The organism is Natronolimnohabitans innermongolicus JCM 12255, assembly GCF_000337215.1.
Lineage (GTDB): Archaea > Halobacteriota > Halobacteria > Halobacteriales > Natrialbaceae > Natronolimnohabitans > Natronolimnohabitans innermongolicus.
This window is the reverse complement of record NZ_AOHZ01000030.1, coordinates 53,839-78,349: the sequence shown is the minus strand read 5'-3', so window position 1 is coordinate 78,349 and position 24,511 is coordinate 53,839. Positions and strand designations below refer to the sequence as shown.

Sequence of the window (24,511 nt, the reverse complement as noted above, 5' to 3'; positions counted from 1 at the left end):
GTTAGCGCTGAACGACGATGTAGTCTTTGACCGCCTGAACGCGGTTGACGGGGACCAGGAAGCGGTCGGCGTCGTCGCGGTCGAAGTCGACCGCTCGAGACGGAAGCTCGTCGTCGGGTTCGATGACGAGGTCGTGAAGCTGGCCGGATTTGAGGTCCATCGTAATGTTGTAGAGCAGTCCCAGTTCAGTGCCGTCGGAACCCATGACGGCTTTCCCCGAGAGGTTCTCAGCGAGTATATCGCTCATGCATACCCGTATTTACTAATCGGTATTAAAATCCTCGGGGAACGCGACGAGTATCCGTCTCCCACTCGGGGCGGTCGACCCTCGCGTCGTCGACTCGAGTGCGCGCTCGACCGGCCGTCGTGTCCCGTGGCGCCCGATCGCGGACGCGGATGACGATGGGTTTAACTACCGCTCTACCGACGCCTTAGATAAGACCTTCTCGGTGGTTCACCATGTCGAATACGGATACGCGCGACCACACATCTCTCAGGACGCCGATCGTCGCCGTCCTCGGACACGTCGATCACGGCAAGACCAGTCTCCTAGACAAAATTCGCGGCTCCGCGGTTATCGAAGGCGAAGCCGGCGCGATCACCCAGCACATCGGAGCGACGGCCGTCCCGCTGGATATCATCTCCTCGATCGCCGGCGAGCTCGTCGACCCGGACGACTTCGACCTGCCCGGCCTACTCTTCATCGATACGCCGGGTCATCACTCCTTTACGACGCTTCGCTCCCGCGGCGGTGCACTGGCCGACATCGCCATCCTCGTCGTCGACGTCAACGACGGCTTCCAGCCCCAGACGCTCGAGGCGCTGGACATCCTCAAACGCTCGCAGACGCCCTTTATCGTCGCGGCGAACAAGATCGACACCGTTCCGGGCTGGTCGGTTAACGAGGACTCGCCGATCAACGACACCTACGAGGCACAGACCGACCGCGTCAGCTCGCGACTCGACGAAAGCCTCTACGAGATCATCGGCAACCTCTCCGACGAAGGGTTCTCGGCCGACCTCTACTGGCGCGTCCAGAACTTCCAGCGCAACGTCGGCGTCGTCCCCGTCTCGGCGATGACCGGCGAGGGCGTCCCCGACCTGCTGACCGTCATGATGGGCCTCTCCCAGCGCTACATGAAAGAGGAGATGGAGATCGACGTCGCCGGACCGGGCGTCGGCACCGTCCTCGAGGTCAAAGAGGAGAAAGGGTTCGGAAAGACGGTCGACATCGTCCTCTACGACGGGACGATCCGCGAGGACGACACGCTCGTCGTCGGGGGCCAGAACGATCCGATCGTCACCGAAGTTCGCGCCCTGCTTCAGCCCCGCCCGCTCGCCGAAATTCGAACCGAGAGCCGGTTCGAAAACGTCGACGAGGTCGGCGCCGCGGCCGGGATCAAGGTCGCCGCGCCCGAACTCGAGGACGCGATGGCCGGCGCGCCGGTTCGCGTCGTCCGCGATCGGAGTCTCGACGAGGTCGTCGGCGAGGTCGAGGCCGAACTCGCCGATATCGCAGTCGACACCGCCGAAGAGGGGGTCGTCGTCAAAGCCGACACGCTCGGTAGCTTAGAGGCGATGGCCGACGCCCTGGACGAAGCCGAGGTGCCGATCGTCCGCGCGGAGGTCGGCGACGTCGCGCCGCGTGACATCTCGGTCGCCTCGACGGCCGAGGATCCGAAACAACAGGCGATTCTGGGCTTCAACGTCGACGTGTTGAGCGACGCCAAACAGCGCGCCGAGATCGAGGACGTGACGGTCTTTACCGACCAGGTCATCTACCAGCTCATCGAGGAGTACGAGGACCACGTCGAAGGGATCGAGAAGGCCCAGCAGGATACCATCCTCGAGAACATCTCTCGACCCGCTCGGTTCCGAATCCTGCCGGATCACACCTTCCGCCAGAACGATCCCGCGGTCGTCGGCGTCGAGGTAAACGCCGGGACGATCCAGAACAACGCGAACGTCGTCAAGTTCGACGGCAACGAGCCAAACCGCGTCGGACAGGTCAAAGGGATTCAGGAACAGGGCGAGGACGTCGACGAGGCCCGCGCGGGCAACCGCGTTTCGGTCGCCATCGACGGCCCCACGGTCGGCCGCCAGATCGAAGAGGACGACGAACTCTGGATCGAGATCCCCGAGAAACACGCGAAGATTCTCGAGCAGGAACTGGCCGACGAGATCCCCGGCGACGAACTCGAGGCGCTGAACATGTACCTCGACAACCAGCGCAGCCGCGATCCCTTCTGGGGCAAGTAGCCGACCGTCGCTCCGACTCGACCGCTGGTCGGGCGTTGCTTTCCCAGTCCGTTTCGTCCGTCGATTCGTGCACTCTTCGAACCCGGCCGATTCCGTTATCGTCTCTCGAAGCGTGTCTGTCGTATGTACCGGATCGTCTGGATATTCGTCGTGTCGTACGTCGTCCTCGGCGTCGGCATCTTCTACAGCCTCGTCGTCGAGTCGTCGCCCCTGTTTCTCGCGAGCGCCGCGACGTTCGTCGTGCTCGCGGCCTCGCAGTGGGTTTTCGTCTTCCTCTCCCGTCGCGGCGAGCACTTGAGTGCGTCCGGCGGTCTCCCGCGAGACGGGACCTGACGGATGGTTCGGACGGTGTTGGAAACGACCTTGTGTATTCCCCTGAAACAATTAACACGCGTCCGGTGGTGTATCGCGCCGTGCTCGTCCAGCTTTATCAGTACAAACACGAGGAGGTACAGTTCGACGACAACCGGACGACCGGTGAGTCACAGACCGAAGACGCGGTCGACCAGGATCCGAAGTCGTACTTCGGCGTCGATGTCGACGAGTTAGGCGCTGAGACGTGGGAAACCGTCGAGTACGACGACGATCCGATCCAGCGCCGTTCCGTCACCGTCGACGGCGTCACCGCCCTCTCCGTCCTCGAGGCGCCGGACGAGACGGACGGTGAGAACGGCGAGGCGGACGACGCCGGCGGGACGGAGTACGCGACCCTCCCCGGACGCCCGATTCAGTTGCGACTGGACGGCGGGACCGAACGACTCGAGCACGCTGCGGTCGTCGACGTCCAGGACCACGATCCGTCCTCGTGACGTCGACGGCGGACGGCGAGTCGGTGTGGCGACGGGGTGACTCAGCGACGGGGCGACTCGGTGACAACCTGTCACGCGCGAGAATGACAGCGTCTCTCGGTGGCGGTCCGTTCCCGAAATCGTTTTCAACCGGTCGCGCTCACACTCGGTATGCCGACGGAATCGGACACTCATTATGACCCCTCCCTGGGGAACAAGTTCATCTTCGTCACCGGCGGCGTGATGTCGGGACTCGGCAAGGGGATCACGGCCGCGAGCACCGGCCGGCTCCTCACCAACGCCGGCTTCGACGTCACCGCAGTCAAGATCGACCCGTATCTGAACGTCGATGCAGGAACGATGAACCCGTACCAACACGGGGAAGTGTACGTCTTAGAGGACGGCGGCGAGGTCGACCTCGATCTGGGGAACTACGAGCGGTTCCTCGACATCGACATGACCTCGGATCACAACATCACCACGGGGAAGACCTACCAGCACGTCATCGAGAAGGAGCGTGCGGGCGACTACCTCGGGAAGACCGTCCAGATCATCCCCCACATCACCGACGACATCAAACGGCGGATTCGGGAGGCCGCCGAAGGCACCGACGTCTGTATCATCGAGGTCGGCGGCACGGTCGGCGACATCGAGGGGATGCCCTACCTCGAGGCGCTGCGCCAGTTCGCCCACGAGGAACCCGAGGAGAACGTCCTCTTTACGCACGTCACGCTCGTTCCGTACTCGAAAAACGGCGAGCAGAAGACGAAGCCGACTCAGCACAGCGTCAAGGAGGTTCGTTCGATCGGTCTCCAGCCCGACGTCATCGTCGGTCGCTGCGAGGACAAACTCGACCCCGAGACGAAAGAGAAGATCGCGCTGTTCTGTGACATTCCGACCGAGGCCGTGTTCTCGAACCCCGACGTCGAAGACGTCTACCACGTCCCGCTGATGGTCGAGGAGGAAGGACTCGACCAGTACGTCCTCGAGCACTTCGGGATGGCCGACGAGGCCCTGCCCGAGGGAGAGCGAGCGAACGAGTGGCGCGAGATCGTCACGACCGACAAGGACGGCGAGGTCGACGTCGCGCTGGTCGGCAAGTACGACCTGGAGGACGCCTACATGTCGATCCACGAGTCGCTGAAACACGCCGGCTTCGAGGTCGGCGTCGACGTGAACGTCCACTGGGTGTCGGCCGACGAGATGGCCGACGCTCACGACGGCCGACTCGAGGACATGGACGGGATCATCGTCCCCGGCGGCTTCGGGATGCGCGGCTCGGAGGGCAAGATCGAGGCCGTCCGCTACGCCCGCGAGAACGATATTCCGTTCCTCGGCCTCTGTCTGGGCTTCCAGATGGCCGTCGTCGAGTACGCCAGGAACGTCCTCGGACTCGAGGACGCCCACTCCGCGGAGATGGTCGAGGACACGCCGCATCCGGTCATCGACATTCTGCCCGAGCAGTACGAGGTCCAGGACATGGGCGGGACGATGCGACTCGGCGAGCACACGACCGTTATCGAACCCGAGACGCTGGCGTACGAGCTGTACGACGACACCTCGTGTACGGAGCGCCACCGTCACCGCTACGAGGTCAACCCCGAGTACTTCGACGACTTCGAGGACGAGCCGCTGACGTTCTCGGGCACTGCCGGCAACCGGATGGAGATCCTCGAACTCGACGACCACCCGTTCTTCTTCGGGACGCAGTTCCACCCCGAGTACACGTCGCGACCCGGCCAGCCGAGCCCGCCGTTCCTCGGACTCGTCGATGCCGTTCTCGCGCAACGCGAGCGTACGAACGACGACTCGAGCAACGACGCGGACGCGGATGCGGATGCCGATGCAGACACCGAAACTGAGGTAACCCACTGATGGTAGACACCGACACGTTCGTTCCAGACGCAGTCGAAGAGATCGACAACGAAATCGGCGACGCAAATGCCGTCATCGCCCTCTCGGGCGGCGTCGACTCCTCGGTCGCCGCCGCACTCGCCTACGAGGCCATCGGCGACCGACTCACCCCGGTCTACGTCGACACCGGCCTCATGCGAAAGGGCGAGACCGACCAGATCGCAGAGACGTTCGACTACATGGAGTCGCTGCGAATCGTCGACGCCAAGGACCGCTTCCTCGAGGCGCTCTCGGGCGTCACCGACCCTGAAGAAAAGCGCAAGGTTATCGGCGAGCAGTTCATCCGGGAGTTCGAGCGCGAGGCCAAAGACGCCGACGCGGACTACCTCGTCCAGGGGACGATCTACCCCGACCGCATCGAGAGCGAGGGCGGCATCAAGTCCCACCACAACGTGGGCGGCCTCCCCGACGTCGTCGACTTCGACGGCATCGTCGAACCCGTCCGCGACCTCTACAAGGACGAGGTGCGCGAGGTCGCTCGCCACCTCGGCCTCGACGAAATCGTCGCCGAGCGCATGCCGTTCCCCGGCCCCGGACTCGCCGTCCGCGTCATCGGCGAGGTCACCGAGGAGAAACTCGAGGTCGCCCGCCACGCCTGTCACGTCGTCGAGGAGGAACTCGAGGAGTACGAGCCCTGGCAGGCCCTCGCCGCGGTCGTCGGCAAGGCCACGGGCGTCAAGGGTGACAACCGAGTTCACGGGTGGATCGTCTCCGTCCGCTCCGTCGAGAGCCGGGACGGGATGACCGCCCGCGCCCAGGAGATCGACTGGGAGACGCTCCAGCGCATCCAGTCCCGGATCACCGGCCAGAACGAGAACGTCGCCCGAGTCGTCTACGACGTGACGCACAAACCGCCCGCGACGATCGAGTACGAATGAGTCTGCGCGCGATCGTCGTCGGTCCCGACGAGGACGAGCTCACCGCCGCCCTCGAGGCCGAGGGCGCCGACGTCGCCCGACTCACGGGCGTCGTCTCCCGGCCCGCCCTCGAGGAGGCGGGCGTCCTCGAGGCCGATCTCTACGTCCTGACCGACGTCGGGCAAGCGACGACGATTCCGATCGTCTGCGATCTCGCCGACGAGATTCGGACCGTCGTCTACGCTCGGGATTCGGCACCCGAGTTCGTGAAAGGTCAGTTGGATCTCGCGATCGATCCGGCGCTGATGTCGTCGTCGATCGTCGCGGAAGAACTGGCCAACTGAGCCGACGGTCGGCCGTTCGTCGGCGCCGAAGCTGAGACGCCGTCTAGCGGCTGGGATGCCCGTTCGTTGGGACGTTTCTCCCGGAAATCGCTCGTTTCGACCAGATCCGGCGTGATAAACGTTCTCGAGGGCGTATTGCGTCGGGTAAACGCGAATTAAACTCGCACGAATTCGACATAAGCCTTCGTACCATCGCCGGCGTTGAAGTGGGAGTCGCCCCACTACTCAGATGGAGGTCGACGGGCAGACCCCACGGCATCCACCGCCTGTTCCCGCGACTTCCAGCAACCCCACCCACAGCACCCTTCCCCCACCACCGCCACACCGTATCCGATCCGGACCTGCACCAGTCTGCGATCCACCCTGCGGGTGGCATTCTCGAGGCGCGTTCTCGCGCGCCTCGGCGCCGTTTTCACCCGGGCGCAGCCGCGGTGTCTCTCGACTGCAACGTATCAGTAGCCGCGGCTCTCGTCCAACCGATCGCGGTCACACGGGCACGCGGTCGTCCCGTGCTACGGCTGCAACCGCTTCAACACCGGAATTTCTTCGAGTCGCTCCTCGGACAGCGCGTCCCAGTCGATGCCGGTCGGTCCCTCGCGCTCGTCGGGTCGGTACGTCCGCTCGGGCGTGACGACGAGGTCCATCGGAACGTCGTGGTCGTCGGTCGGAACGGGGTCGTCGATCAGCTGGCGCTCGTGAATCGTCGTCGCGACCGGCGTCTCGTCGTCGATCAGCCCGAGGTCGTAGAGGATCGCGTGCTCGAGGTCGCTGTAGCCCTCTCCCTTGCCGATCCGGCCGCCTCCGAACGCGTTGGCCCCGTCGTCTCCCGGTTCCGCGGATCGATTGACGCCCACCGCGACGCTCCCGGAGACGATCAGATCGATCTCGTCGACCGCGTCGGGCCCGACCTGCACGCCGTGTTTCGACGATCCCGAAACCGTCGTCGCCGCGTCGTAGTCCTCGAGTTCGTCGGGATCGAGCCGCAGGAAACACCGCTCGTCGGCGAGACGCGGCACGGCCATGTAGACGGTTTTGCCCTCGCGAAGCGCGCGCCGGCGAACCGGTAGCTGCGGAGCGTCGGGGTTGGCCTTGATGGTGGTCGCCTCCTGCCACTCCGGTTGGTCGGCGAGACGGCGTGCGGCCTCGTCGGCACCCGCGAAGTTCGGGATTCGGCCGTGGGGCGGGAACGGAAATCGGGCGTCGCCGCTCTCCTCCAGGTCGTCCCAGACGCGCTGGCGGATCGACGCTTTGTCGTCGGCGTCGGCGGCGCCGACAGCGTCGACGTCGTCACTCTCGTCGGCTTCCCCCATCTTACCGGCCTCCGTTCTGGTCGGTATCGGCTCGGCCGTCGTCACCGGCTCCGTTCTCGTCCTCGTCACCGGCGACCGCCCACCTGTCGCCGTCGAGGTCCGCCCGGGCGAGGTCGATCAGGTAGGCGACCTCCGGGAGGATCAGGTTCTCGAGTGCGAGTCGCGACGCGTCGGCGTTTCCGGGGAGACAGAACACCGGCACTCCGTCGGCGACGCCGGCGACCGTTCGCGCCGCGACGGCGCGGGTGCCGACGGCCTCGTAGACGAGTCTGGTGAACAGTTCGCCGAACGCCGTGAGCCGTTTGTCGAGCAGCGGCTCGACGGCCTCGATCGCGACGTCGCTCGGTTCGATACTGGTCGCGCCGGCCGTCAGTACGACGTCGACGTCGCCGCGGTCGATCATCCGCGAGACGATCGACTGGATGCGGTCGTGGTCGCTGCCGATGTGTTCTCGCGTGACGATTTCGTGATCGGCCGACTTCAGAGCCGTGGCGATCGTCTCGCCCGCAGCGTCGGTCTCGAGTCGCCGTTCGGTGGCGATCGTGACGACGCCGACCCCGAGGGATTTTCCCTCCGCGGTGCGGTCGCCGTCCGCCGTCTGCTCGTCGGTTGCACTCGATTCCGTCCGTTCGTCGGTCCCGTTTCGGGGGGCCGCCGCTCCGTCCGCATCCGTCTCACTCATGCTGGCCCGTTCGACCGCCAGCAGGTAAACGCTGGTCTCCTGTCGTCCGCGCTCCTCGAGTACCGTTGATCAACACAGTACACATCGACGCGACCGGTCTCGAACTATCAGGTCAGTTTCCTGGGCCGGTTGGGTGACTAGCGTGCTGGTAGGCCAACTGTTAACACCCGAGTTTCCGTCATACCCGACTATGCAAGCTGTGAAAATCACCGAGCACGGCGACACCGACGTCATCGAGTACGGCGAGCTCCCCGATCCGGAGGTCAGCCGCGACGAAGTGCTGGTCGACGTGAAGGCCGCGGCGCTCAACCACCTCGACATCTGGACCCGCCGCGGGATTCCCGGACTCGACCTCGAGATGCCCCACATCCCGGGCAGCGACGGCGCGGGCGTCGTCGAAGAGGTCGGCGAAGACGTCACGCGCTTCGAGGAGGGCGACCGCGTCGCACTCTCGGCAGGCGTCGGCGACCTGCGGATGGACGACCCCACGCTCGATCCGCGATTCCACATCATCGGCGAGCACGTCGACGGGATCCACGCCGAGTACGCCGCGATCTCCGAGGACAACCTGATTCCCGTCCCGGAGCACGTCGACTGGTCGGTCGCCGGTTCGAGCTGTCTGGTCTTCCAGACCGCCTGGCGGATGTTGATCGAGCGGGCCGAACTCCAGGCCGGCGAGTCCGTGCTCGTTCTGGGCGCGAGCGGCGGCGTCGGCCACGCGGCGCTCCAGATCGCCGACTACGCGGGCGCGGAGGTCTACGCCACCGGCAGCACCGAAGAGAAGCTCGACTACGCGCGCGAACACGGCGCCGACCACGTCTGTAACTACGAGGAGCAGAGCTTCTCGGACTGGGTCCGCGAGGAGACCGACGGCCGCGGCGTCGACGTCGTTGTCGAACACGTCGGTGCGCCGACCTGGCAGGACTCGCTGGCGAGTCTCACCAAGGGCGGCCGGCTAGTGACCTGTGGCGGAACCGGCGGCGGTAACCCCGAGACCGACATTCCGCGGATCTTCTGGAACCAACTCGAGATCATCGGCTCGACGATGGCGACGCCCGACCAGGTCGACGACGTGATGGAACTCGTCTGGGACGGCACGTTCGAGCCGGCGATCCGGGAGGAGTTGCCGATGAGCGAGACGCCGCGGGCCCACGAGATCATCGAAAACCGCGAAGGGTTCGGGAAGGTGGTCGTCAGACCCGACAGCGAGTGCTGACCAAGCGCGCACGCTGACCCACGGACTGTCGTGGGGTCGAACCGTGAACGCTTTTACCATTCCCTCGAAACCGTCGTCTGTGAGCTCGAGTGACGACGGCGGCTACGTTCACAACCCGGCCGCGTTCGACGACGACGGAGAGCGGACTGACTCGTCCGACGACGACTGGCTCGAGCGACCGATCCATCCCGAACAAGCGGATCGCGAGTTCGACTGGCGGGGCTGGGTCGTCGTCGGAATGATCGTGTTGACGTTCATCGTCGCCCCGATCATCGTCACTCTCTGGCCGCCGGGTGCGGTCGGCTATCGCTTCGCGTTGATTATCTTCCCGCTGTTCCCCGCGCTGTTTCTCGCACTGGCGGCCGTCTGGGGAACGACCCGTCCCTGAGCGGCCGGAGACGCGCCTCCGTTGTCAGAACGATATCGTCGAAAAACGAGAGCGAACGGATCTCGAAGCCGCCAGTTAGCAGATTACACTTTCGACTCGAGTCCGTCCTCGAGTTGGTCCACGACGTCCGATCCGTGGACGCAATCGCGCTCGGGAGCGTCTTCGCGGCCGAGATAGTCGATCATCGCGTCCGCGAGCCGTCGCGCCTGTCGGTCGGTGAGTTCCTCGGTGCCGTCTCCGGCCTCGATCGCCTCGAGCAACTCGAGTGTCCACGACGGCGGCGTCTCGTCGGCGTCGATAGCCGAGTCGATATAGTCGGCGAGAGTTGCATGAACGACCCATTGCTCGTCTCTGGAGAGGCTGACTTCCTGCGTCTCGGTTTCCGGTGGTTGGGAACTCATTACGTCACACGGACCTGTGTTATCGGTCCTCACGCCAGGCTACGAACGGGTGGATTATAAACCTTGTCTCTAGTTACCATATCTCGAAAAAGCGATGGGTCGTGCGTTCGTCCGTGCCGACGGACGGCGGGGTGTCTCGGCCGGCCGCTACTGCTTGCTGACGTCGCGACGCATGGCGATTTCGAACCACGGACAGAGCCGGAGCTGGCGGTACCACTCGGGGTTCTCGTGAAGCCGCTCGTAGGGTACCCACAGCAGTCCGGCAACCTCCGTTTCGTCGGGCTCGAGGCTGCGGTCGGTCAGCGTCAGCTTCAGGACGGCACAGACCTCGTGTTCGACGCCCGCGTTCTCGAAGTAACGCTTGTACTCGAAGCGGTCGGTTAGGCGCAGGTCGCCGTACTGGTCGGGCGTGATCCCCAGTTCTTCCTCGAGTCGCTGCCGGGTGGCCTCCTTTTGACTCTGGCCCTGCACGGGGTGGGAGGCGACGGTGCCGTCCCAGTAGGTTCCCCAGAGGCGCTTGTCGGGGGCTCGCTGGGCCAGCAAGATGTTCCCCTCGCCGTCGAAGACGAGCGACGTGAACGCCCGGTGGCGGATTCCGTCGCCGGTGTGGGCCTCGAGTCGGTTGACGAGTTCGCGTTCGGTGTCGTCCGCGTCGACGGCGATGACGTCCTGTTCGGCGTTCTCGTGCAGGTCGTCGTCTCGAGGCGTGCTCATACGTCACAGTCGGAGCGAATCCTCAAACCAGTATCGTCTCGGCGCGTCCCGTCGTTTCGTTCGCGACGGCTCTCGACTCCGATTTCCACGTCCTGGTGATCGCCGTCCGACTATCACCGTGCCATACTGTTGGACAGCAGTCAGTGAGCAGTCGGTCGCGACGTCGCGGTCGGCTCCGACGGCGACGACCGCAGTCGCGCGACCGATCGTCAACTCGGTCTGTCCGGCAGTATCAGTCCGGATCGGTTTGATACCCGTCGCCGACCGACTGCAGACGAGAATTCGGTCCGTCCTCCCGTCTCCCACCGTCTTCCGGGGCATGGGACATATCTCGAACCAGACCGGCTCGGCGAAAAAGCCCCGTCTGGCGTACGCACCAGCCGCCACGTTCTCCGAGAGGGCGCCGTGAACGATGTAGCAAGAACAAAGCCCATCGTTCACGATGGTTGAGATATGTTCGCCGTCGATCTCCACGCGCACACGCGATTCTTCCACGGTCGTCGCCGCCTCGGCGACCGGTTCGATCCCCTCGGATTCCGGTTGGTCGCTCGCGCCCTCGAGCGACGCGGCATCGACGGCGTAGCGACGACGAACCACGACTACTGTACGAGGTTTTCGTCGTCGCGCGTCGTCTCGATTCCCGGCATCGAAGTCTCGACCACGCACGGACACGTCCTCGTGATCGGCCCGGATCCGCCGACCGAGACGGTCCCACTCGAGTACACGCCCGCCGAGGTCGTCGAACTGGCCCACGACCGCGGCTGCGTGGCGATCATCGCCCACCCCTACCGCAACAGTGAGGTGGCGAGCGAGCGGTTCGCCGACGTCGACTTCGACGCGGTCGAGATCAACGGGAAACACCCGCGCACGCGACCGCTGGTCGAGCAAATCGCCGCCGAACGCGACGTTCCGATCGTCGCCGGAAGCGACGCCCACTTTCCCTTCGAGGCCGGACGAGCGTACACGCTGGTCGACGCCGAGACGCTCACGCCGGCGTCGATCGTCGACGCGATTCGCGACGGTCGCGTCGAAGCGCGCGTCGAGAACAGTCCAGCCGACGAACTGCTCCGTCAGTTCTACCGACAGATTCACGAGCGAAAGTACCCCGACGACGTGCTAGCACGGCCGAGGACGGCGATCGATCGCCTCGACGCGCGCCGTTCGAACGGGTAAGCCGTCGAACAACAGGGTCCGAGTATGGCTTCCTCTCTCTTCACGGGAATCGTTTCGAGTCTCATCCGTCGATCGTTTCGACCGTCACCGTTCGTTTTCCTTCGTCACATCGCGTTCGCTTGCGGCTGACGGGTCGATAGCCGAACCGTGACACGGCGAGTCACTATGAGCGTCCTACAGTGGTGAGTTCGTTGATAATTACGGCCGCAAACGGCTGTAAGCAGGAATAACTTAACCGCGTCGTGCTGGCACGTCACCGAATAGACGACCGATGGCTAAACAAGCGACAGGCAACATTCACTCGAACCGAGAGGTAACTACCGCCGGGACCGTACAGACGGTGGCGGACACCGACTCCGGTCTCGAGGTGAACGTGTTGAACACGGTTCGGGCGATTGACCGCGATCGGTGGAACGACGTCGTCGAGCGCGCCGACAACGGGACCGTCTTCCACCGCTACGAGTGGCTCGAGGCGATCGAGAACGCCCTCGGTCATCCGGCCAGACACCTCGTCGTCGAGAAGGATACGAACCCGATCGGTCTCTTTCCGAACTTCATCGTCGAACTACCGAAGACACCGTTCTACCGCCTGACGTCGATCTATCCCGGCTTCGGGGGGCCGCTGCTGACGACCGACGTCACCGACTCGCTCTCGCTGATCCTCGAGGCGGTACCCGAACTCTGCGATCGGCGCACGATCGTTCACGAGATTCGCGCCTCGAACACGGACTTCCTGCGATACAACGACTATCTGGAGGCCAAAGGCTACGACTCGAGTCGCGTCGGCGGCCGTTTCGTGATGAACCTGGAGAAGGGGTACGACCAGCTGTTCGACGACATGTCGAGTTCGAAGCGCCGCGCGATCCGACGCGGTCGCGAGACCGACCACGAAATCGTCGAAGCCGATCTGACCCACGAGGAACTCTCGCGCTTCCACGAGAAGTACGAGCGACACATGAAGGATATCGACGCGAAGGTCTACCCCCTCGAGTTCCTCGAACAGTTGCGGGCGATGGAGGATCGAATCCTGCTCCTCCAGCTCTACGTCGAGGGCGAGTACGCCGGCGGCTTTCTCGAACTGCTCAACGACGAACAAGACACCGTCCACGGCTTTTTCGCGGGCGTTCCCTCCGAGTACTTCCAGTATCACGCCTCCGAGGTGCTCTACGACTACCTGTTCCAGTGGGCGATCGACGAGGGGTACGAGACCTACGACTTCGGGGGCGGCGGCGCGGACTTCGAAGACGGCGCGTTCCAGTTCAAAGAGGAGTTCGGGGGCGAGTTGATCCCGAACATCTACTGGGAGCGGGGAACCAACCCGTCCTGGAAGGTCGTCGACGCCGGTCGGTCGCTGTACAACCGATACAACAAGTCGACAGATTCTGCTTAGTACTCTGGATTCGACACTGGCGCCGACAGAGTGTCTCGACTCGACGAACTCCACTCGACAGCGCTGAAGTCAGTTCGGTCGCGTGACCGTCTCGCGGGCCCGCAGTTCTAAATCGTCGGCTCCCCAATAAGGGCGTATGACCATCGTCGCGGCGGTCGACCGCTCCGACCGAGCGGTCGCCGTCATCGAACAGGCGAACGAACTGGCCGATCGCTACGGCGTCGACTTGCACGTGATTCACGTCGGTGATCCGACGGTCGACGCTCGAGAGGACTTTACCGACGTCGGTGAGGAGGCGCTTCGCGCGTACGACGGCAAGCCGTCCGAACTCATCGTCGAGCGCGCCCAGGCCGGGGCGACCGACGTCGCCGTCGAGGCCGCCGAACAGGTCGAGGGGCTCGAAGAGTACGAGGCGGTCGGGCTCGTCGGCGACGCCGCGGAAGTGATTCGGAACTACGCCGCGGAACACGACACCGAGTACATCGTCGTCAGCGGTCGCAAGCGGCGCCCACTAGGCCAGGCGCTGTTCGGGAGTATCACCCAGTCACTGTTGTTGAACGCGGACTGTCCCGTCGTCGCGGTGCCACACGACGACTGACCGACGACCGTTGGCGATCGCTCGAGACGCGTGCGGTGTCGACTGACGGGAATCGTCGCCGGTACCGCGTCGGGATCGGTCTGAAACGGTCGGTCAGCCGAGTTCTTCGTCGAGGATCAGCCGCGTTTTCGTACTTACGACCTCCTCCTGATCGCGTGCTTGTGTGATGAGTCCGTTGACCCCGCGCGTGTCCGCGGCGTCGACGACGAGGACGACGTCCTGTTCGCCCGAGACCATCCAGACGAAGTCGACCTCCTCCCACTCGGCCATTCGCTCGGCGACCGCCTTCGTATCGACGTCGACCGCGACGCTGATCTCGATCATCGCCTTGACGTTGCCCGTCCGCGTCGAGATCGTAAAGCGCTCGATGACGTCCTCGTCCATCATCCGCTCGACGCGGTTGCGGACGGTCCCCTCGCTCGTCTCGACTTCGTCGGCGATCTCCGTATACGGCGTTCGGGCGTCTCGCCGAAGAATATCGAGGATCTGTCGGTCCAGCTCGTCCATAGAGATGCGTGAGTACGTGTGACTCACATTTACCGATTACGAAATTCGTAACTCAGCTTCGAAGACAACACTTATGCCGGTCGATCCAATACGTAGATCGTAATGACACAGGCGTACGTTGCACTCGAGGGCGGCCACGTAATCGAGGGTCGTGGTCGTGCTCCGGGAACGGCTCGCGGCGAACTCGTTTTCACGACGGCGTATACGGGTTACGAGGAGAGTCTGACCGATCCATCCTACGAGGAACAGATCCTGACGTTCTCCTACCCGCTGATCGGCAACTACGGCGTCCGCGAGGAGCGGTTCGAGGACGATCGCGTCCACCCGCGTGCCGCGCTGGCAAAGGAGTTCACCGCGGACGTCGCCGAGTGGCTCGAATCGGAGGGCGTCCCGGCCGTCGACCACCTCGACACCCGCGAGATCGTCACCGACATCCGCGACGAGGGCGCGATGAAGTGTGGCATCGCCGTCGGTGAGGACGTCACCGAAGAGGACGCCCTCGAGCAACTCGAGGCCTGCAAGGGCATGAGCGAACACACCGACATCGGCGCGCAGGTCAGCGTCGACGAGGAGACCGTCTACGGCGCGGACAACGACGGCGCCGACGTCGCGCTCGTCGACTGCGGTGCGAAGGGCTCGATCGTCGACTCGCTCGTCGCCCGCGATGCGACGGTTCACGTCCTTCCCTACGACGCGGCCGCCGATGACGTCGCCGCGATCGATCCCGATATTCTGTTCATTTCGAACGGTCCCGGCGACCCCGCCAACTACGAGCAGGCCATCGGCCTCGTCCAGGAGTTCGTCGAGGACACCCCCGTCGCCGGCATCTGTCTCGGTCAGCAGATCGTCGCCGAGGCGCTTGGCGGCTCGACCGAGAAGATGACCTTCGGTCACCGCGGCGTCAACCAGCCCGTCCTCGACCTCGAGTCGGGACAGGTCGTTATGACCACCCAGAACCACGGCTACACGGTCGCCGAACCCGGTGACCACCTCGAGGTCACGCAGATCAACGTCAACGACGACACGCCCGAAGGCTTAGACGGCGTCGTCCACGACGTCATCACCCGTCAGTACCACCCCGAGGCCAACCCCGGCCCGGAGGACACCCTCGACTTCTTCGACGACGTGCTCGCGATGGCCGACGAGCGAGCCTCGACGGCCGTCCCCGCGGACGACTGAATTGCGGATTTCGAAATTCGTACTTCGTTTTCTGGCCTCACGGAGCGCTTCGCCCGAAGAACCGTGCTCCTCGTCTCGCACTCGACCGAAAAGCAGAGGAATCGGTGACTCGATTTCAGGGTGCGCCGAACGTCATGTGTTCGCCCTCGTAGGCGAGCGCACCGGTCTCGAGGTGAACCGAGACAAAGAAGTGTTGGTCGTCGAACGTCGAATCTGTCTCGGGTTCCTCGTCGACCGCCGTGCGAAGTTCCTCGCCATCGCCGTAGAGGTAGAGCGTCTCTCCCTCGGACACGTCCTGATCGAGGATACCGTCGAGGGATCGATCAGCATGGAGGTGGACAAACGAACCCTCCGGGATCGTTTCACCTCCTTCCATCGTCAGTGCGATCGCCGACTCGTCATCCGTCAGCTCGATCGTCATTTCGACTGCGTCGTCGAGTCCTTCGTCGAGCCACTCGGGCTCCCCGAGATCGGTCTCACCGACGTCCTCGACCGTTATCGTCTCGGTTGACTCCGCCATTTGATCACCGGCCGCCCCTTCGAGTTCGTACTCGTACTCGACGAGGGCGTCCGTCGATACCGTGGCTCTCGCATCGAACGCGTCGTACTCGTCGAAGTGTTCGAGGTCTCGAAGCGACTCCTCGTCAGTCAGTTCGGCCGACTCGAACACCACGACCGGCGTATCGTCGTCGTCATCGAGTTCGGCTGCATCGAACGATGCGGCGTTCACCATCGCGTCGAGCGCGGCGATTCCGTCTGCGTCGTCGACGATCTCGTGTAGGTGCTCGCTCGCCAGATACCGGACGTTCGACCCGTCGTCACTGCGGAGGAGAACCGGATCCTCCTCGCTCATCGAGTCGACCCATATTTCCAGGGCTGTACCCCCCTGCTCAGTCGACAGTAGCGCTTGATCTCCCTCTATCTCGGCAGTCTCTACCGAGGGATCCGCTCCGTGACCGCCCATTTCGAACGTCTGCTCTCGAGTCACCGTCACCGATCCGGCTTCCGAGAGATAGGCCTCCTGTACGCTCGCTAGGTCACTGTCGAACCCGTCCTCGCTTACCCCTTCCGGATAGTCGAACGTCTCGAGCGTCAGCTCTTCCTCGTCACCATTGTGGGCCCCCTCATCGGCTCCGTCACCGTCATCGGCTCCGTTTTCCGACTCTTCGCTCGTTTCGCTACAACCGGCCAGCGCCGCCAGGACCGCGGCGGACGTTCCGAGTACCGCTCTTCGTTGCATCAGGGGTGATTTTCTATCAAACTATCATAAGTCGTATGGCCGTCTTACCGCCAGTATCGGTGCGTTCTACGACGGTGCTCTCGGCGTGAACGCTGGCGGGATCGCTTCCAACAATCCTGTCTAAAACAACGAAAGCCTCGTTCCGTTCGTCTTTCGAGCTTCCCCGTAAACGCCATCGCGGCATCGACCTTTTTCTCGACCAAAAAGCCGCTCACTTCGTTCGCGGCCGTTCAATCGTGCCGGAAACAACGAAAGACTCGCTCCGCTCGTCTTTCGAGCTTTAGACACTCCTTCGCGCTGCTCAGTCGTGTCTAAAACTCCGCTGCCCCGTAAACGCCATCGCCATGCCGTGTTCGTCCGCGGCCTCGATCACGTCGTCGTCGTTGACCGAGCCGCCGGGCTGGACGACCGCCTCGATGCCCGCCTTCGCGGCCTCCTCGATGCCGTCCGGGAACGGGAAGAAGGCGTCAGACGCCATCACGGCGCCCTCGGCGTCCTTGCCCTCCGCGTGTTCGTCGGCCTTCATGGACGCGAGCCGGACCGCGTCGACGCGGGAGACCTGTCCCATGCCGATACCGACCGTCTCGGTGCCGTCGGCGAAGAGGATGCCGTTCGATTTGACGTGCTTGAGCGTCTGCCAGGCGAACACCATCGACTCGAGTTCCGCCTCGGTCGGCTCGCGCTCGGTGACGACCTCGAGGTCGTCGACCGAAATCGACTGCAGGTCGCGCTCTTGGACGAGTCGACCGCCGACGAGGGGCTTCTCGGTGAAGCGCTCGGTGCGCTCGCCTAACTCGCCGACGTCGAGCACGCGGAGATTGTCCTTCTCGAAGAGCACCTCGAGGGCGTCGTCGGTGTAGCCGGGGGCGACGACCACCTCCTTGAAGGAGTCGATGATCAGTTCGGCGGTCTCGGCGTCACACTCGCGGTTGAGCGCGACGATGCCGCCGAAGGCGCTCATCGGGTCCGTCGAGAGGGCCTTCTCGTAGGCCGCCGACAGGGAGTCGGCGGTCGCACAGCCGGCCGGGTTGGTGTGTTTGATCACCGCGGCGGCGGGGTCGTCGAACTCCTTGATGAGGTTCAGGGCCCCGTCGGCGTCGTTGTAGTTGTTGTACGACAGCGCTTTCGCACCCTCGTTGAGCTGGTCGGCGTGGACGACGCTGGCCTCGTCTGCGGTGTAGTCGGCGTACACGGCGGCGTCCTGGTGGGGGTTTTCCCCGTAGCGGAGGGTGTCGACGCGGTCGCTCGAGACGAGTCGACGCGCGGGGAGTCCGTCGTGGTCGTCGTCGCCCACGGTAGCGACGTCGGCGTCGACGCTGACCGTGCCGGCGTCCGTATCGACGTCGACCACACCCTCGGCGAACCACTTCACCGCACGCGGGTAGGCGCGGAACTCGCCCTCGTAGAGGACCCGTTCTTTCAGCGAGTCGGCGTCGTCGCCCTCGTAGACCGGAATCGGCTCCTGAGTGACGATCGGGCCGGCGTCGACTTCCTCCTCGAGGACCTCGCCGTCCTCGTCGGTCGCGTCCGTGACGACGTGAACCGTACAGCCCGTCACGGAGACGTCCGCCTCGAGCGCGTCGCCCCAGGCGTCCATGCCGGGGAACGACGGGAGCAGCGAGGGGTGGACGTTGAGCGTCGTCGGGGCCTCCTCGAGGAAGGTATCCGAGAGGATGCGCATGTAGCCGTCGAGACAGACGAGGTCGAACTCGTACTCCGCGAGGGCCTCTAGGACGGCCTCCTCGTGTTCGCTGCGGCTCATTCCGTCTTCCTGCGGAACGGTCTCGGTCGGAATCTCACGTTCCGCGGCGGCCTCGAGGACCGGCGCGTCCGCGTCGTTCGTCAGGACGACGGCGAGTTCGACCCCGCCCGGCGCTCGATCGGCGATGTTCAGTAGGTTGCGCCCCCGGTTACCGGCCAGCCCGGCGATTCGCGTCATGAGCGTAGGGCCGCCCGCGAGAGGCAAAGTGGTTGCGGTCTCGGTCCCGGAGTTATACACGACAATGCATTACTACGACAGTATTTCCGAGACGGGAGCCGAATATATGCATGCTCGTGGCTTCGCCGGACCGTAACTTCGATACGTTTTTGCACCGCGTGCCGGAAGAGTCGCGCAATGACCGATACCGACGCCCTGTACGCCGTCTCGCCGCTAGACGGCCGCTATAGCAACCGGACCGCACCGCTGTCGCCGTACGCCAGCGAGGCCGCGCTCATGCGGGCCCGCGTCCGCGTCGAAGTCGAGTACCTGCTCGCGCTGGCCGACCTCGAGGCGACGCCCCTCGAGATCGACGGCGACGAGCGAGAGCGACTGCGCGGGCTCTACCAGCACTTCGCGGAGGAGGACGCCCGCCTGATCAAGACGCTCGAGACGGAGGGCTACGCCGACTTCGAGGCGACCAACCACGACGTCAAGGCCGTCGAGTACTTCCTCCGGCACAACCTCGACGACGACAGCGATGCCTCGCCGTGGATCCACTTCGGGCTGACCAGCGAGGACGTGAACAACCTCGCTCACCGGCTGCTCGTCCGGGACGCCGTCGACGAGGTGCTGCTGCCCGAACTCTACGACGTTCGCGACGCGCTCGCGGAACTGGCCAGGGAGTACCGCGACCTCCCGATGCTCGCCCGCACCCACGGCCAGCCCGCGACGCCCACGACGTTCGGCAAGGAGATGGCCGTCTACGCCGCTCGGCTCGGTCGCGCGACGGGGCGCATCCGACGGGCGACCGACGAACTCAGCGGCAAGCTCGGCGGCGCCTCCGGGACCTACGCCGCCCACGTTGCCGCCTACCCGGACGTCGACTGGTCGGCGTTCGCCGAGGCGTTCGTCACCGACGAACTGGGCCTCGAGTTCGAGTCGCTCACGACGCAGGTCAACCCGTGTGACGACCTCGCGGCCGTCTTCGACGCCTTCCGCGGCGCGAACGACGTGCTCCTCGATCTGGATCTCGATATGTGGCTCTACGTCTCCGACCGCTACCTCGGCCAGGAGGCCGTCGAGGGCGAGACGGGGTCGTCGACGATGCCCCACAAGGTCAACCCGATCGACTTCGAGAACAGCGAGGGCAACCTCTCGAAGGCGAACTCGGATCTCACGTTCCTCGCCGACTACGTCACCACCTCCCGCCTCCAGCGGGACCTCTCCGACTCGACCGTCAAGCGCAACATCGGCGCCGCCTTCGCCCACTGCCTGATCGGCTACGGGAAGACGCAGGCGGGCCTGTCGAAGGTCGTCCCCACCGAGCGGGTCATGCGCGAGGACCTCGAGTCGACTCCCGAGATCATCGGCGAGGCCGTCCAGACCATCCTCCGCCGGGAGGGCCAGGCCGACGCCTACGAGCGCGTCAAGGCCGTGACCCGGGGCCAGGACGTTTCGCTCGAGGACTTCCGCGAGATGTTCGACGACCTCGAGGTCGACGAGGACGTCCGCGAGGAACTGCACGCGCTGACGCCGACTGGCTATACGGGCGTCGCGGGCGAGTTGGTGGACGACCTCGAGTAGTCGCGCCGGGTTTCGTTCTCCCGACCCGGTTATCAGGGAGGCAGAATCCAGGTTCGAGTCTCGAGTCGAATGCGCGGACGTGTCAGTACCTACTTCTATCACGAACGACTAGCGGCGTCTGTGTCCACGAGACGTTCGATCGCGGTGTCGGTCCGGTCGCGGAGTCGCGCCGTCGCCGTCTGCCTCGCCCTCGCGTTCGGCGGCTGGTTCACCGGCTTCGCTGCGACGCTCGGCGTCGAACTTCACACCCTCGCGCTCGGCTACGACGCCGCGGCGATCCTCCAGATCGGCAGCTCCGTCGCGTTCAACGTCGTCGGCGCCGCCGGACTCGCGCTGACGTACCTGATCGTCCGTCGGAACGGATTCGACCTCGAGTTCGCGCTCTCGTTTCTTCGCATTCGAAAGCCAACGGTGTGGGACCTCGCCTGGATCGTTTTCGGCCTCGTCGGCGCGTTCGTCGTCCTCACGAGCTACCACGCGTTCATCGAACTCGTCGACCCGTTCGGAACCGGCGGCGAGGGCGAGACGCACTCGAGTATCGAGGAAAACCGCGAGTATCCGGTCTTGTTCCTGGTCGCGATTCCGATCGCCATCTTCCTGACCGGCCCGGGCGAGGAACTGCTCTACCGGGGCGTGATCCAGTCCCGGCTGGGCGAGTCGTTCCCGACGGCCGTCGCGGTCGTTGTCGCCTCGTTCGTCTTCGCCATCGTGCACCTGCCCGTCTACATGGGCGACGACTTCGGGGCCGTGCTCGTGAGCCTCGGGACGGTGGGAATGCTCGGACTCTACTTCGGCGTGCTCTACGAACTCTCGAACAGCCTGTTCGTCCCCGCGTTGATCCACGGGCTGTACAACGCGACGGTCTACCTCTCGAATTACCTGACGTACGCCTGAGACCCGAACTCTCCGTCCTCGACGGCGCCTGAGGTCGTCCGCGTTCGACTCGCCCCTCGAGCCCGTCAGCGCCGGTTTCCCGCCTCGCCGTCCTTGCCCCGTTTCGTCCACTCGTCGTTCGACCGAGCGTCCTTAGTCTCGTTCTCGTTCTCATCCGTCCCCTTATCCTCGCCACTGTCGTCAGTCTCCCACTCCCAATCGTCGACCGTCCAATCGTCGCTGTCGGCCGTTCGACCGTCGCCGTCAGCCGTCCAGCGGGTGGTGCTCGTTTCGGCGCCGGCTCGAGCGTCGCCTGTCTGTGCGCTCTCTTCCCACACGCCGTCCGTCGGTCTCGAGCGGTCGGCTTCCCAGCCGGCCGTCTGTCCCGGCGACCGTGCGGGAGACGGCGCCGGCGCCGTCGCCGAGCGCGTCGGCGTCGCGGTCGGAGTCGGCGCGGACTCGGGGCCGTCGAAGAGCCGTCCGTCGACGTCGAACCGCCGACGCAGGAACACGCCGGTTGCGGCGGTCGCACAGCCCATCGCGACCAGCGCTCCGACGACCGGGACCGCCTGGCTCGCACCCAGGACGACGCCGCCGCCGGCGATCCCCCAGCCGAGCGACGGCGACTCGCCGCCGATCCCGAGCCGTCGGACGAGGCGGTCGCCGACGGCGATCGCGCCGAGACAGCCCCCGACGACCCACAGCAGTCCCCACGCCAGCAACCCCGGAACCGAGAGGATCGCAAACGGGGTCACGAGCGGGTGCTCGAGCAGCGTCGCGGCCATCAGCGGGCCCGCGGCGACCACGAGCGCGCCGAAGAAGCCGAGGAAGCCGGCCGCGAGGGTGCGATCCGGCGACCGCGAGAGTTCGTCGTTGACCGACCGGACCGTCGTCGGGGCGGCAGCGAGGAGAACGACGCCGATCGTCACGGCGAGCGCGGTCGAGCCGAGTGCGATTCCGAGCGGGCCGGACAGGCTCGCCTCGAGGCTCGAGAGCGCTGCTGGCGCTTCGATCGCGGTGGCGACGACGTCGGTATCGGCGGCGGAGAGCGGAGACACGTGCGTGTCGCGTAGATTAGTCACTGCCGACAAAAAACGTGCGATCGGGGCGGTTTGCGTTCCCACGCAGCGAGGGTGTAGCCCAACCGGACCGGTACCGAAAACGACATCAACACCGCTTTGGGCGGGTGCTGCCAAGGACGCGTATGAGCGATTCGATAGTCGACCTGCTCTTTCCGGAGATCGCCACCGCTGCCCTGTTCGTGGTGGCGATTATCGGCATGATCGTGCTTCTTTACATCTCCACACGGTGGTAGCTCGCCGGACGGATCGACGGACGTCAGCGTCAGCGTCGACATCGACATCGACGTTGCCTGTGCCCGAGGCGCTTCTGGCCGCCGAGCGGCGATCCGAGTTCTCCCGTGTCGAACTGGTAGATCCATAACGATAATTTATACCATATTGGGTGTTATTGTCAATCGCGATATGGAGTACCACAACGGAGAACGGCTGACACACATGGGTGCATTGCCGACGATGGCTGCCGATCGATACGGCGAGAAGACGGCGCTGTCGTTCATGGGATCCGAAACGTCGTTTCGGGATCTCGAGGCGCGAGCGAACAGCGTCGCGAACGTGCTGGTCGACAACGGCGTCGAACCCGACGACCGCGTCGGACTCTACATCCCGAACACCGACCAGTTTCCGGAAGCCTACTTCGGGGTGATCAAGGCCGGTTCGATTCCGGTGCCGCTGAACCTTCGGATGGATCCGTCCACGCTGGAGTTCGTCCTCGAGGACGGCAACGTCGACCACATGATCGCCTCGCCGCTGCTCGCCGGTGGGATGGACACCGACGACGGACGGATCATTCCGCCGACGGACCTCGCTGAGCGGGCTGGCGTGTCCAACGTCTACGTCTCGGCGGTTACCGACGACAGCGTCATCGACTACTCCGCGGCGGTTGCCGACGCCGCTACGGAGTTCGAGACGGTCCCGCGGGCGTTCGACGACGTGGTTTGTCAACCCTACACCTCGGGGACGACCGGCAAACCGAAGGGCGTTCTATTGACCCACGAGAACCTGCTGTCGACGATCGAGGCCTACGCCAAGGGTGGGATCGCGGTCGATCCCGACAACAGTATCGCGCTCGTCCTGCCGCTGTTTCACATCTACGCGCTCAACGCCATCCAGGGGACCTTCCTCTACAACGGCGCGACGATGCACATGGTGCCGCGCCCGGACCCACAGATGCTCCTCCAGACGCTCTCGGAAAAGGAGGTCACTAACTTCGCAGGTGTCCCCGCACTGTTTACGATGATGTGGCAGGAGTACCGGGAGAACCCCGAGGCCTACGATTTGAGTTCGCTCGAGGACGTCATCTGTGCGGCCGCGCCGCTGGCCGACGACACCCGTCGGACCATCGAAGAAGCCTGGGGCGTGCCGATGGTCGAGGGCTGGGGGATGACCGAGACCGGTCCCGCCGGCACAGTCGAGCCCGCTCGCGGCGTTCGCAAGTCCGCCGGTTGTATCGGCCCGGTGCTCCGGAACGTAGACCTCAGACTCGTCGACCCCGACAGCCGCGAGACGCGGATCAGTACGGAGCAACTCGAGCCATACCCGGACGAGGACATCGACTTCGAGGACGAGGAGCAGGTCACGGGCGAGATTGCTATCCGTGGCCCGACGGTGTTCGAGGGCTACTACAATCGCCCCGAGAAGAACGAGGCGGTTTTCGACGACGAAGGCTGGTTCTACACCGAGGACATCGCCCGCGTCGACGAGGACGGCTACTTCTGGATGGTCGACCGCGCCGACGACATGATCATCGCCGGGGGACACAACATCTATCCGGCCGAGATCGAGGACGCCCTCTACGACCACCCAGATATCGCCGAGGCCGCCGTCGTCGCCGCCCCACACGAAGTCAAAGGCGAGGCTCCGGTGGCGTTCGTCGTCCCCGAACCCGACGCCGACCTCGCAGAGGACGAGATCCGGTCGTTCGCCCTCGAGCGCGTCGCGACCTACGCCCACCCGCGACGGGTGTTCGTCGTCGACGAACTTCCGCGGAGCGCGACCCAGAAGGTCCAGCGGTTCAAACTCGAGGCGGAAGTCGAAGAGCGACTCGAGGGGTCGCTCGAGTCCAGCGACGAAGAGCTGTGACGACGTAGCGTC

At 64.7% G+C, this 24,511-nt stretch carries 24 protein-coding genes; 15 read left to right on the top strand and 9 right to left on the bottom strand.

The window, feature by feature from the left end:
- Position 1: 1 nt before the first annotated feature.
- Complete coding sequence (locus tag C493_RS05445) at positions 2-247, bottom strand: PRC-barrel domain-containing protein (RefSeq protein WP_007258409.1); 246 nt, start codon at positions 245-247, stop codon at positions 2-4.
- Between the two features lie 212 nt (positions 248-459).
- On the opposite strand from C493_RS05445, the gene infB reads away from it, so the two are divergent.
- The 6 genes from infB (at position 460) to C493_RS05415 (ending at position 6,162) form a co-directional block, all read left to right on the top strand.
- Positions 460-2,259, top strand: coding sequence for a translation initiation factor IF-2 (gene infB, locus C493_RS05440; RefSeq protein ID WP_007258408.1), 1,800 nt, complete (start codon positions 460-462; stop codon positions 2,257-2,259).
- Positions 2,260-2,382: 123 nt separating this feature from the next.
- Positions 2,383-2,592 carry a hypothetical protein gene (locus tag C493_RS05435; protein ID WP_007258407.1) on the top strand — a complete coding sequence of 70 codons (210 nt, stop codon included), beginning with the start codon at positions 2,383-2,385 and terminating at the stop codon, positions 2,590-2,592.
- 80 nt (positions 2,593-2,672) lie between these two features.
- Complete coding sequence (locus C493_RS05430) at positions 2,673-3,068, top strand: hypothetical protein (protein ID WP_049889154.1); 396 nt, start codon at positions 2,673-2,675, stop codon at positions 3,066-3,068.
- Positions 3,069-3,218: 150 nt separating this feature from the next.
- Positions 3,219-4,922, top strand: a complete 1,704-nt coding sequence (gene pyrG, locus C493_RS05425; RefSeq protein ID WP_007258405.1) for a glutamine hydrolyzing CTP synthase — start codon at positions 3,219-3,221, stop codon at positions 4,920-4,922.
- On the top strand, positions 4,922-5,839 hold the full coding sequence (guaA, locus tag C493_RS05420; RefSeq protein ID WP_007258404.1) for a glutamine-hydrolyzing GMP synthase: 918 nt from the start codon (positions 4,922-4,924) through the stop codon (positions 5,837-5,839). Before pyrG ends, guaA begins: the two co-directional genes overlap by 1 nt.
- A complete protein-coding gene (locus tag C493_RS05415) occupies positions 5,836-6,162 on the top strand; it encodes a DUF7126 family protein (protein ID WP_007258403.1) in 327 nt (108 codons plus the stop codon). Before guaA ends, C493_RS05415 begins: the two co-directional genes overlap by 4 nt.
- 512 nt (positions 6,163-6,674) lie before the next feature.
- Here C493_RS05415 and C493_RS05410 read toward each other — a convergent pair.
- Both C493_RS05410 and C493_RS05405 read right to left on the bottom strand, forming a co-directional pair.
- Positions 6,675-7,472, bottom strand: a complete 798-nt coding sequence (locus tag C493_RS05410) for a 5-formyltetrahydrofolate cyclo-ligase (protein ID WP_007258402.1) — start codon at positions 7,470-7,472, stop codon at positions 6,675-6,677.
- A gap of 1 nt (position 7,473) precedes the next feature.
- Positions 7,474-8,154 carry a MogA/MoaB family molybdenum cofactor biosynthesis protein gene (locus C493_RS05405; RefSeq protein ID WP_007258401.1) on the bottom strand — a complete coding sequence of 227 codons (681 nt, stop codon included), beginning with the start codon at positions 8,152-8,154 and terminating at the stop codon, positions 7,474-7,476.
- A 190-nt stretch (positions 8,155-8,344) separates the two neighbouring features.
- Here C493_RS05405 and C493_RS05400 point away from each other — a divergent pair, with 190 nt between their 5' ends.
- A complete protein-coding gene (locus C493_RS05400) occupies positions 8,345-9,370 on the top strand; it encodes a zinc-binding dehydrogenase (protein ID WP_007258400.1) in 1,026 nt (341 codons plus the stop codon).
- 79 nt (positions 9,371-9,449) lie between these two features.
- On the top strand, positions 9,450-9,758 hold the full coding sequence (locus C493_RS05395; RefSeq protein WP_007258399.1) for a hypothetical protein: 309 nt from the start codon (positions 9,450-9,452) through the stop codon (positions 9,756-9,758).
- Between the two features lie 83 nt (positions 9,759-9,841).
- On the opposite strand, the gene C493_RS05390 is transcribed toward C493_RS05395, so the two are convergent.
- Positions 9,842-10,159 carry a DUF7853 family protein gene (locus C493_RS05390; protein ID WP_007258398.1) on the bottom strand — a complete coding sequence of 106 codons (318 nt, stop codon included), beginning with the start codon at positions 10,157-10,159 and terminating at the stop codon, positions 9,842-9,844.
- A 147-nt stretch (positions 10,160-10,306) separates the two neighbouring features.
- Positions 10,307-10,873, bottom strand: a complete 567-nt coding sequence (locus C493_RS05385; RefSeq protein ID WP_007258397.1) for an NUDIX hydrolase — start codon at positions 10,871-10,873, stop codon at positions 10,307-10,309.
- 453 nt (positions 10,874-11,326) lie between these two features.
- On the opposite strand from C493_RS05385, the gene C493_RS05375 reads away from it, so the two are divergent.
- The 3 genes from C493_RS05375 to C493_RS05365 all read left to right on the top strand — a co-directional run bounded on the left by C493_RS05375 (position 11,327) and on the right by C493_RS05365 (position 14,034).
- Positions 11,327-12,046, top strand: coding sequence for a PHP-associated domain-containing protein (locus C493_RS05375; protein WP_049889150.1), 720 nt, complete (start codon positions 11,327-11,329; stop codon positions 12,044-12,046).
- A 271-nt stretch (positions 12,047-12,317) separates the two neighbouring features.
- Complete coding sequence (locus C493_RS05370) at positions 12,318-13,436, top strand: GNAT family N-acetyltransferase (protein WP_007258394.1); 1,119 nt, start codon at positions 12,318-12,320, stop codon at positions 13,434-13,436.
- Positions 13,437-13,572: 136 nt separating this feature from the next.
- Positions 13,573-14,034 carry a universal stress protein gene (locus C493_RS05365; RefSeq protein ID WP_007258393.1) on the top strand — a complete coding sequence of 154 codons (462 nt, stop codon included), beginning with the start codon at positions 13,573-13,575 and terminating at the stop codon, positions 14,032-14,034.
- A gap of 93 nt (positions 14,035-14,127) precedes the next feature.
- Here the strand turns inward: C493_RS05365 and C493_RS05360 are convergent, their stop codons facing one another.
- Complete coding sequence (locus tag C493_RS05360) at positions 14,128-14,541, bottom strand: Lrp/AsnC family transcriptional regulator (RefSeq protein ID WP_007258392.1); 414 nt, start codon at positions 14,539-14,541, stop codon at positions 14,128-14,130.
- Between the two features lie 102 nt (positions 14,542-14,643).
- Between C493_RS05360 and carA the strand changes: the two genes are divergently transcribed.
- A complete protein-coding gene (gene carA, locus C493_RS05355; protein ID WP_007258391.1) occupies positions 14,644-15,720 on the top strand; it encodes a glutamine-hydrolyzing carbamoyl-phosphate synthase small subunit in 1,077 nt (358 codons plus the stop codon).
- Between the two features lie 115 nt (positions 15,721-15,835).
- On the opposite strand, the gene C493_RS05350 is transcribed toward carA, so the two are convergent.
- Positions 15,836-16,960: a hypothetical protein gene (locus tag C493_RS05350; protein WP_007258390.1), complete on the bottom strand. Its 1,125-nt coding sequence runs from the start codon at positions 16,958-16,960 to the stop codon at positions 15,836-15,838.
- A gap of 301 nt (positions 16,961-17,261) precedes the next feature.
- The gene (gene purH / locus C493_RS05345) at positions 17,262-18,899 is read right to left on the bottom strand and encodes a bifunctional phosphoribosylaminoimidazolecarboxamide formyltransferase/IMP cyclohydrolase (RefSeq protein ID WP_007258389.1); all 1,638 of its coding nucleotides are present in this window, start codon (positions 18,897-18,899) and stop codon (positions 17,262-17,264) included.
- A gap of 177 nt (positions 18,900-19,076) precedes the next feature.
- Here purH and purB point away from each other — a divergent pair, with 177 nt between their 5' ends.
- Together purB and C493_RS05335 are read left to right on the top strand one after the other, a co-directional pair.
- Positions 19,077-20,465, top strand: a complete 1,389-nt coding sequence (gene purB / locus C493_RS05340; RefSeq protein WP_007258388.1) for an adenylosuccinate lyase — start codon at positions 19,077-19,079, stop codon at positions 20,463-20,465.
- A 120-nt stretch (positions 20,466-20,585) separates the two neighbouring features.
- Positions 20,586-21,359 carry a CPBP family intramembrane glutamic endopeptidase gene (locus C493_RS05335; protein WP_049889149.1) on the top strand — a complete coding sequence of 258 codons (774 nt, stop codon included), beginning with the start codon at positions 20,586-20,588 and terminating at the stop codon, positions 21,357-21,359.
- A 65-nt stretch (positions 21,360-21,424) separates the two neighbouring features.
- Here C493_RS05335 and C493_RS05330 read toward each other — a convergent pair whose 3' ends face one another.
- Entirely contained in the window at positions 21,425-22,396 is a 972-nt protein-coding gene (locus tag C493_RS05330) for an MFS transporter (RefSeq protein WP_007258386.1), read from the bottom strand.
- A 426-nt stretch (positions 22,397-22,822) separates the two neighbouring features.
- Between C493_RS05330 and C493_RS05325 the strand changes: the two genes are divergently transcribed.
- On the top strand, positions 22,823-24,499 hold the full coding sequence (locus C493_RS05325; protein WP_049889148.1) for a class I adenylate-forming enzyme family protein: 1,677 nt from the start codon (positions 22,823-22,825) through the stop codon (positions 24,497-24,499).
- The last annotated feature ends 12 nt before the right edge of the window (positions 24,500-24,511 follow it).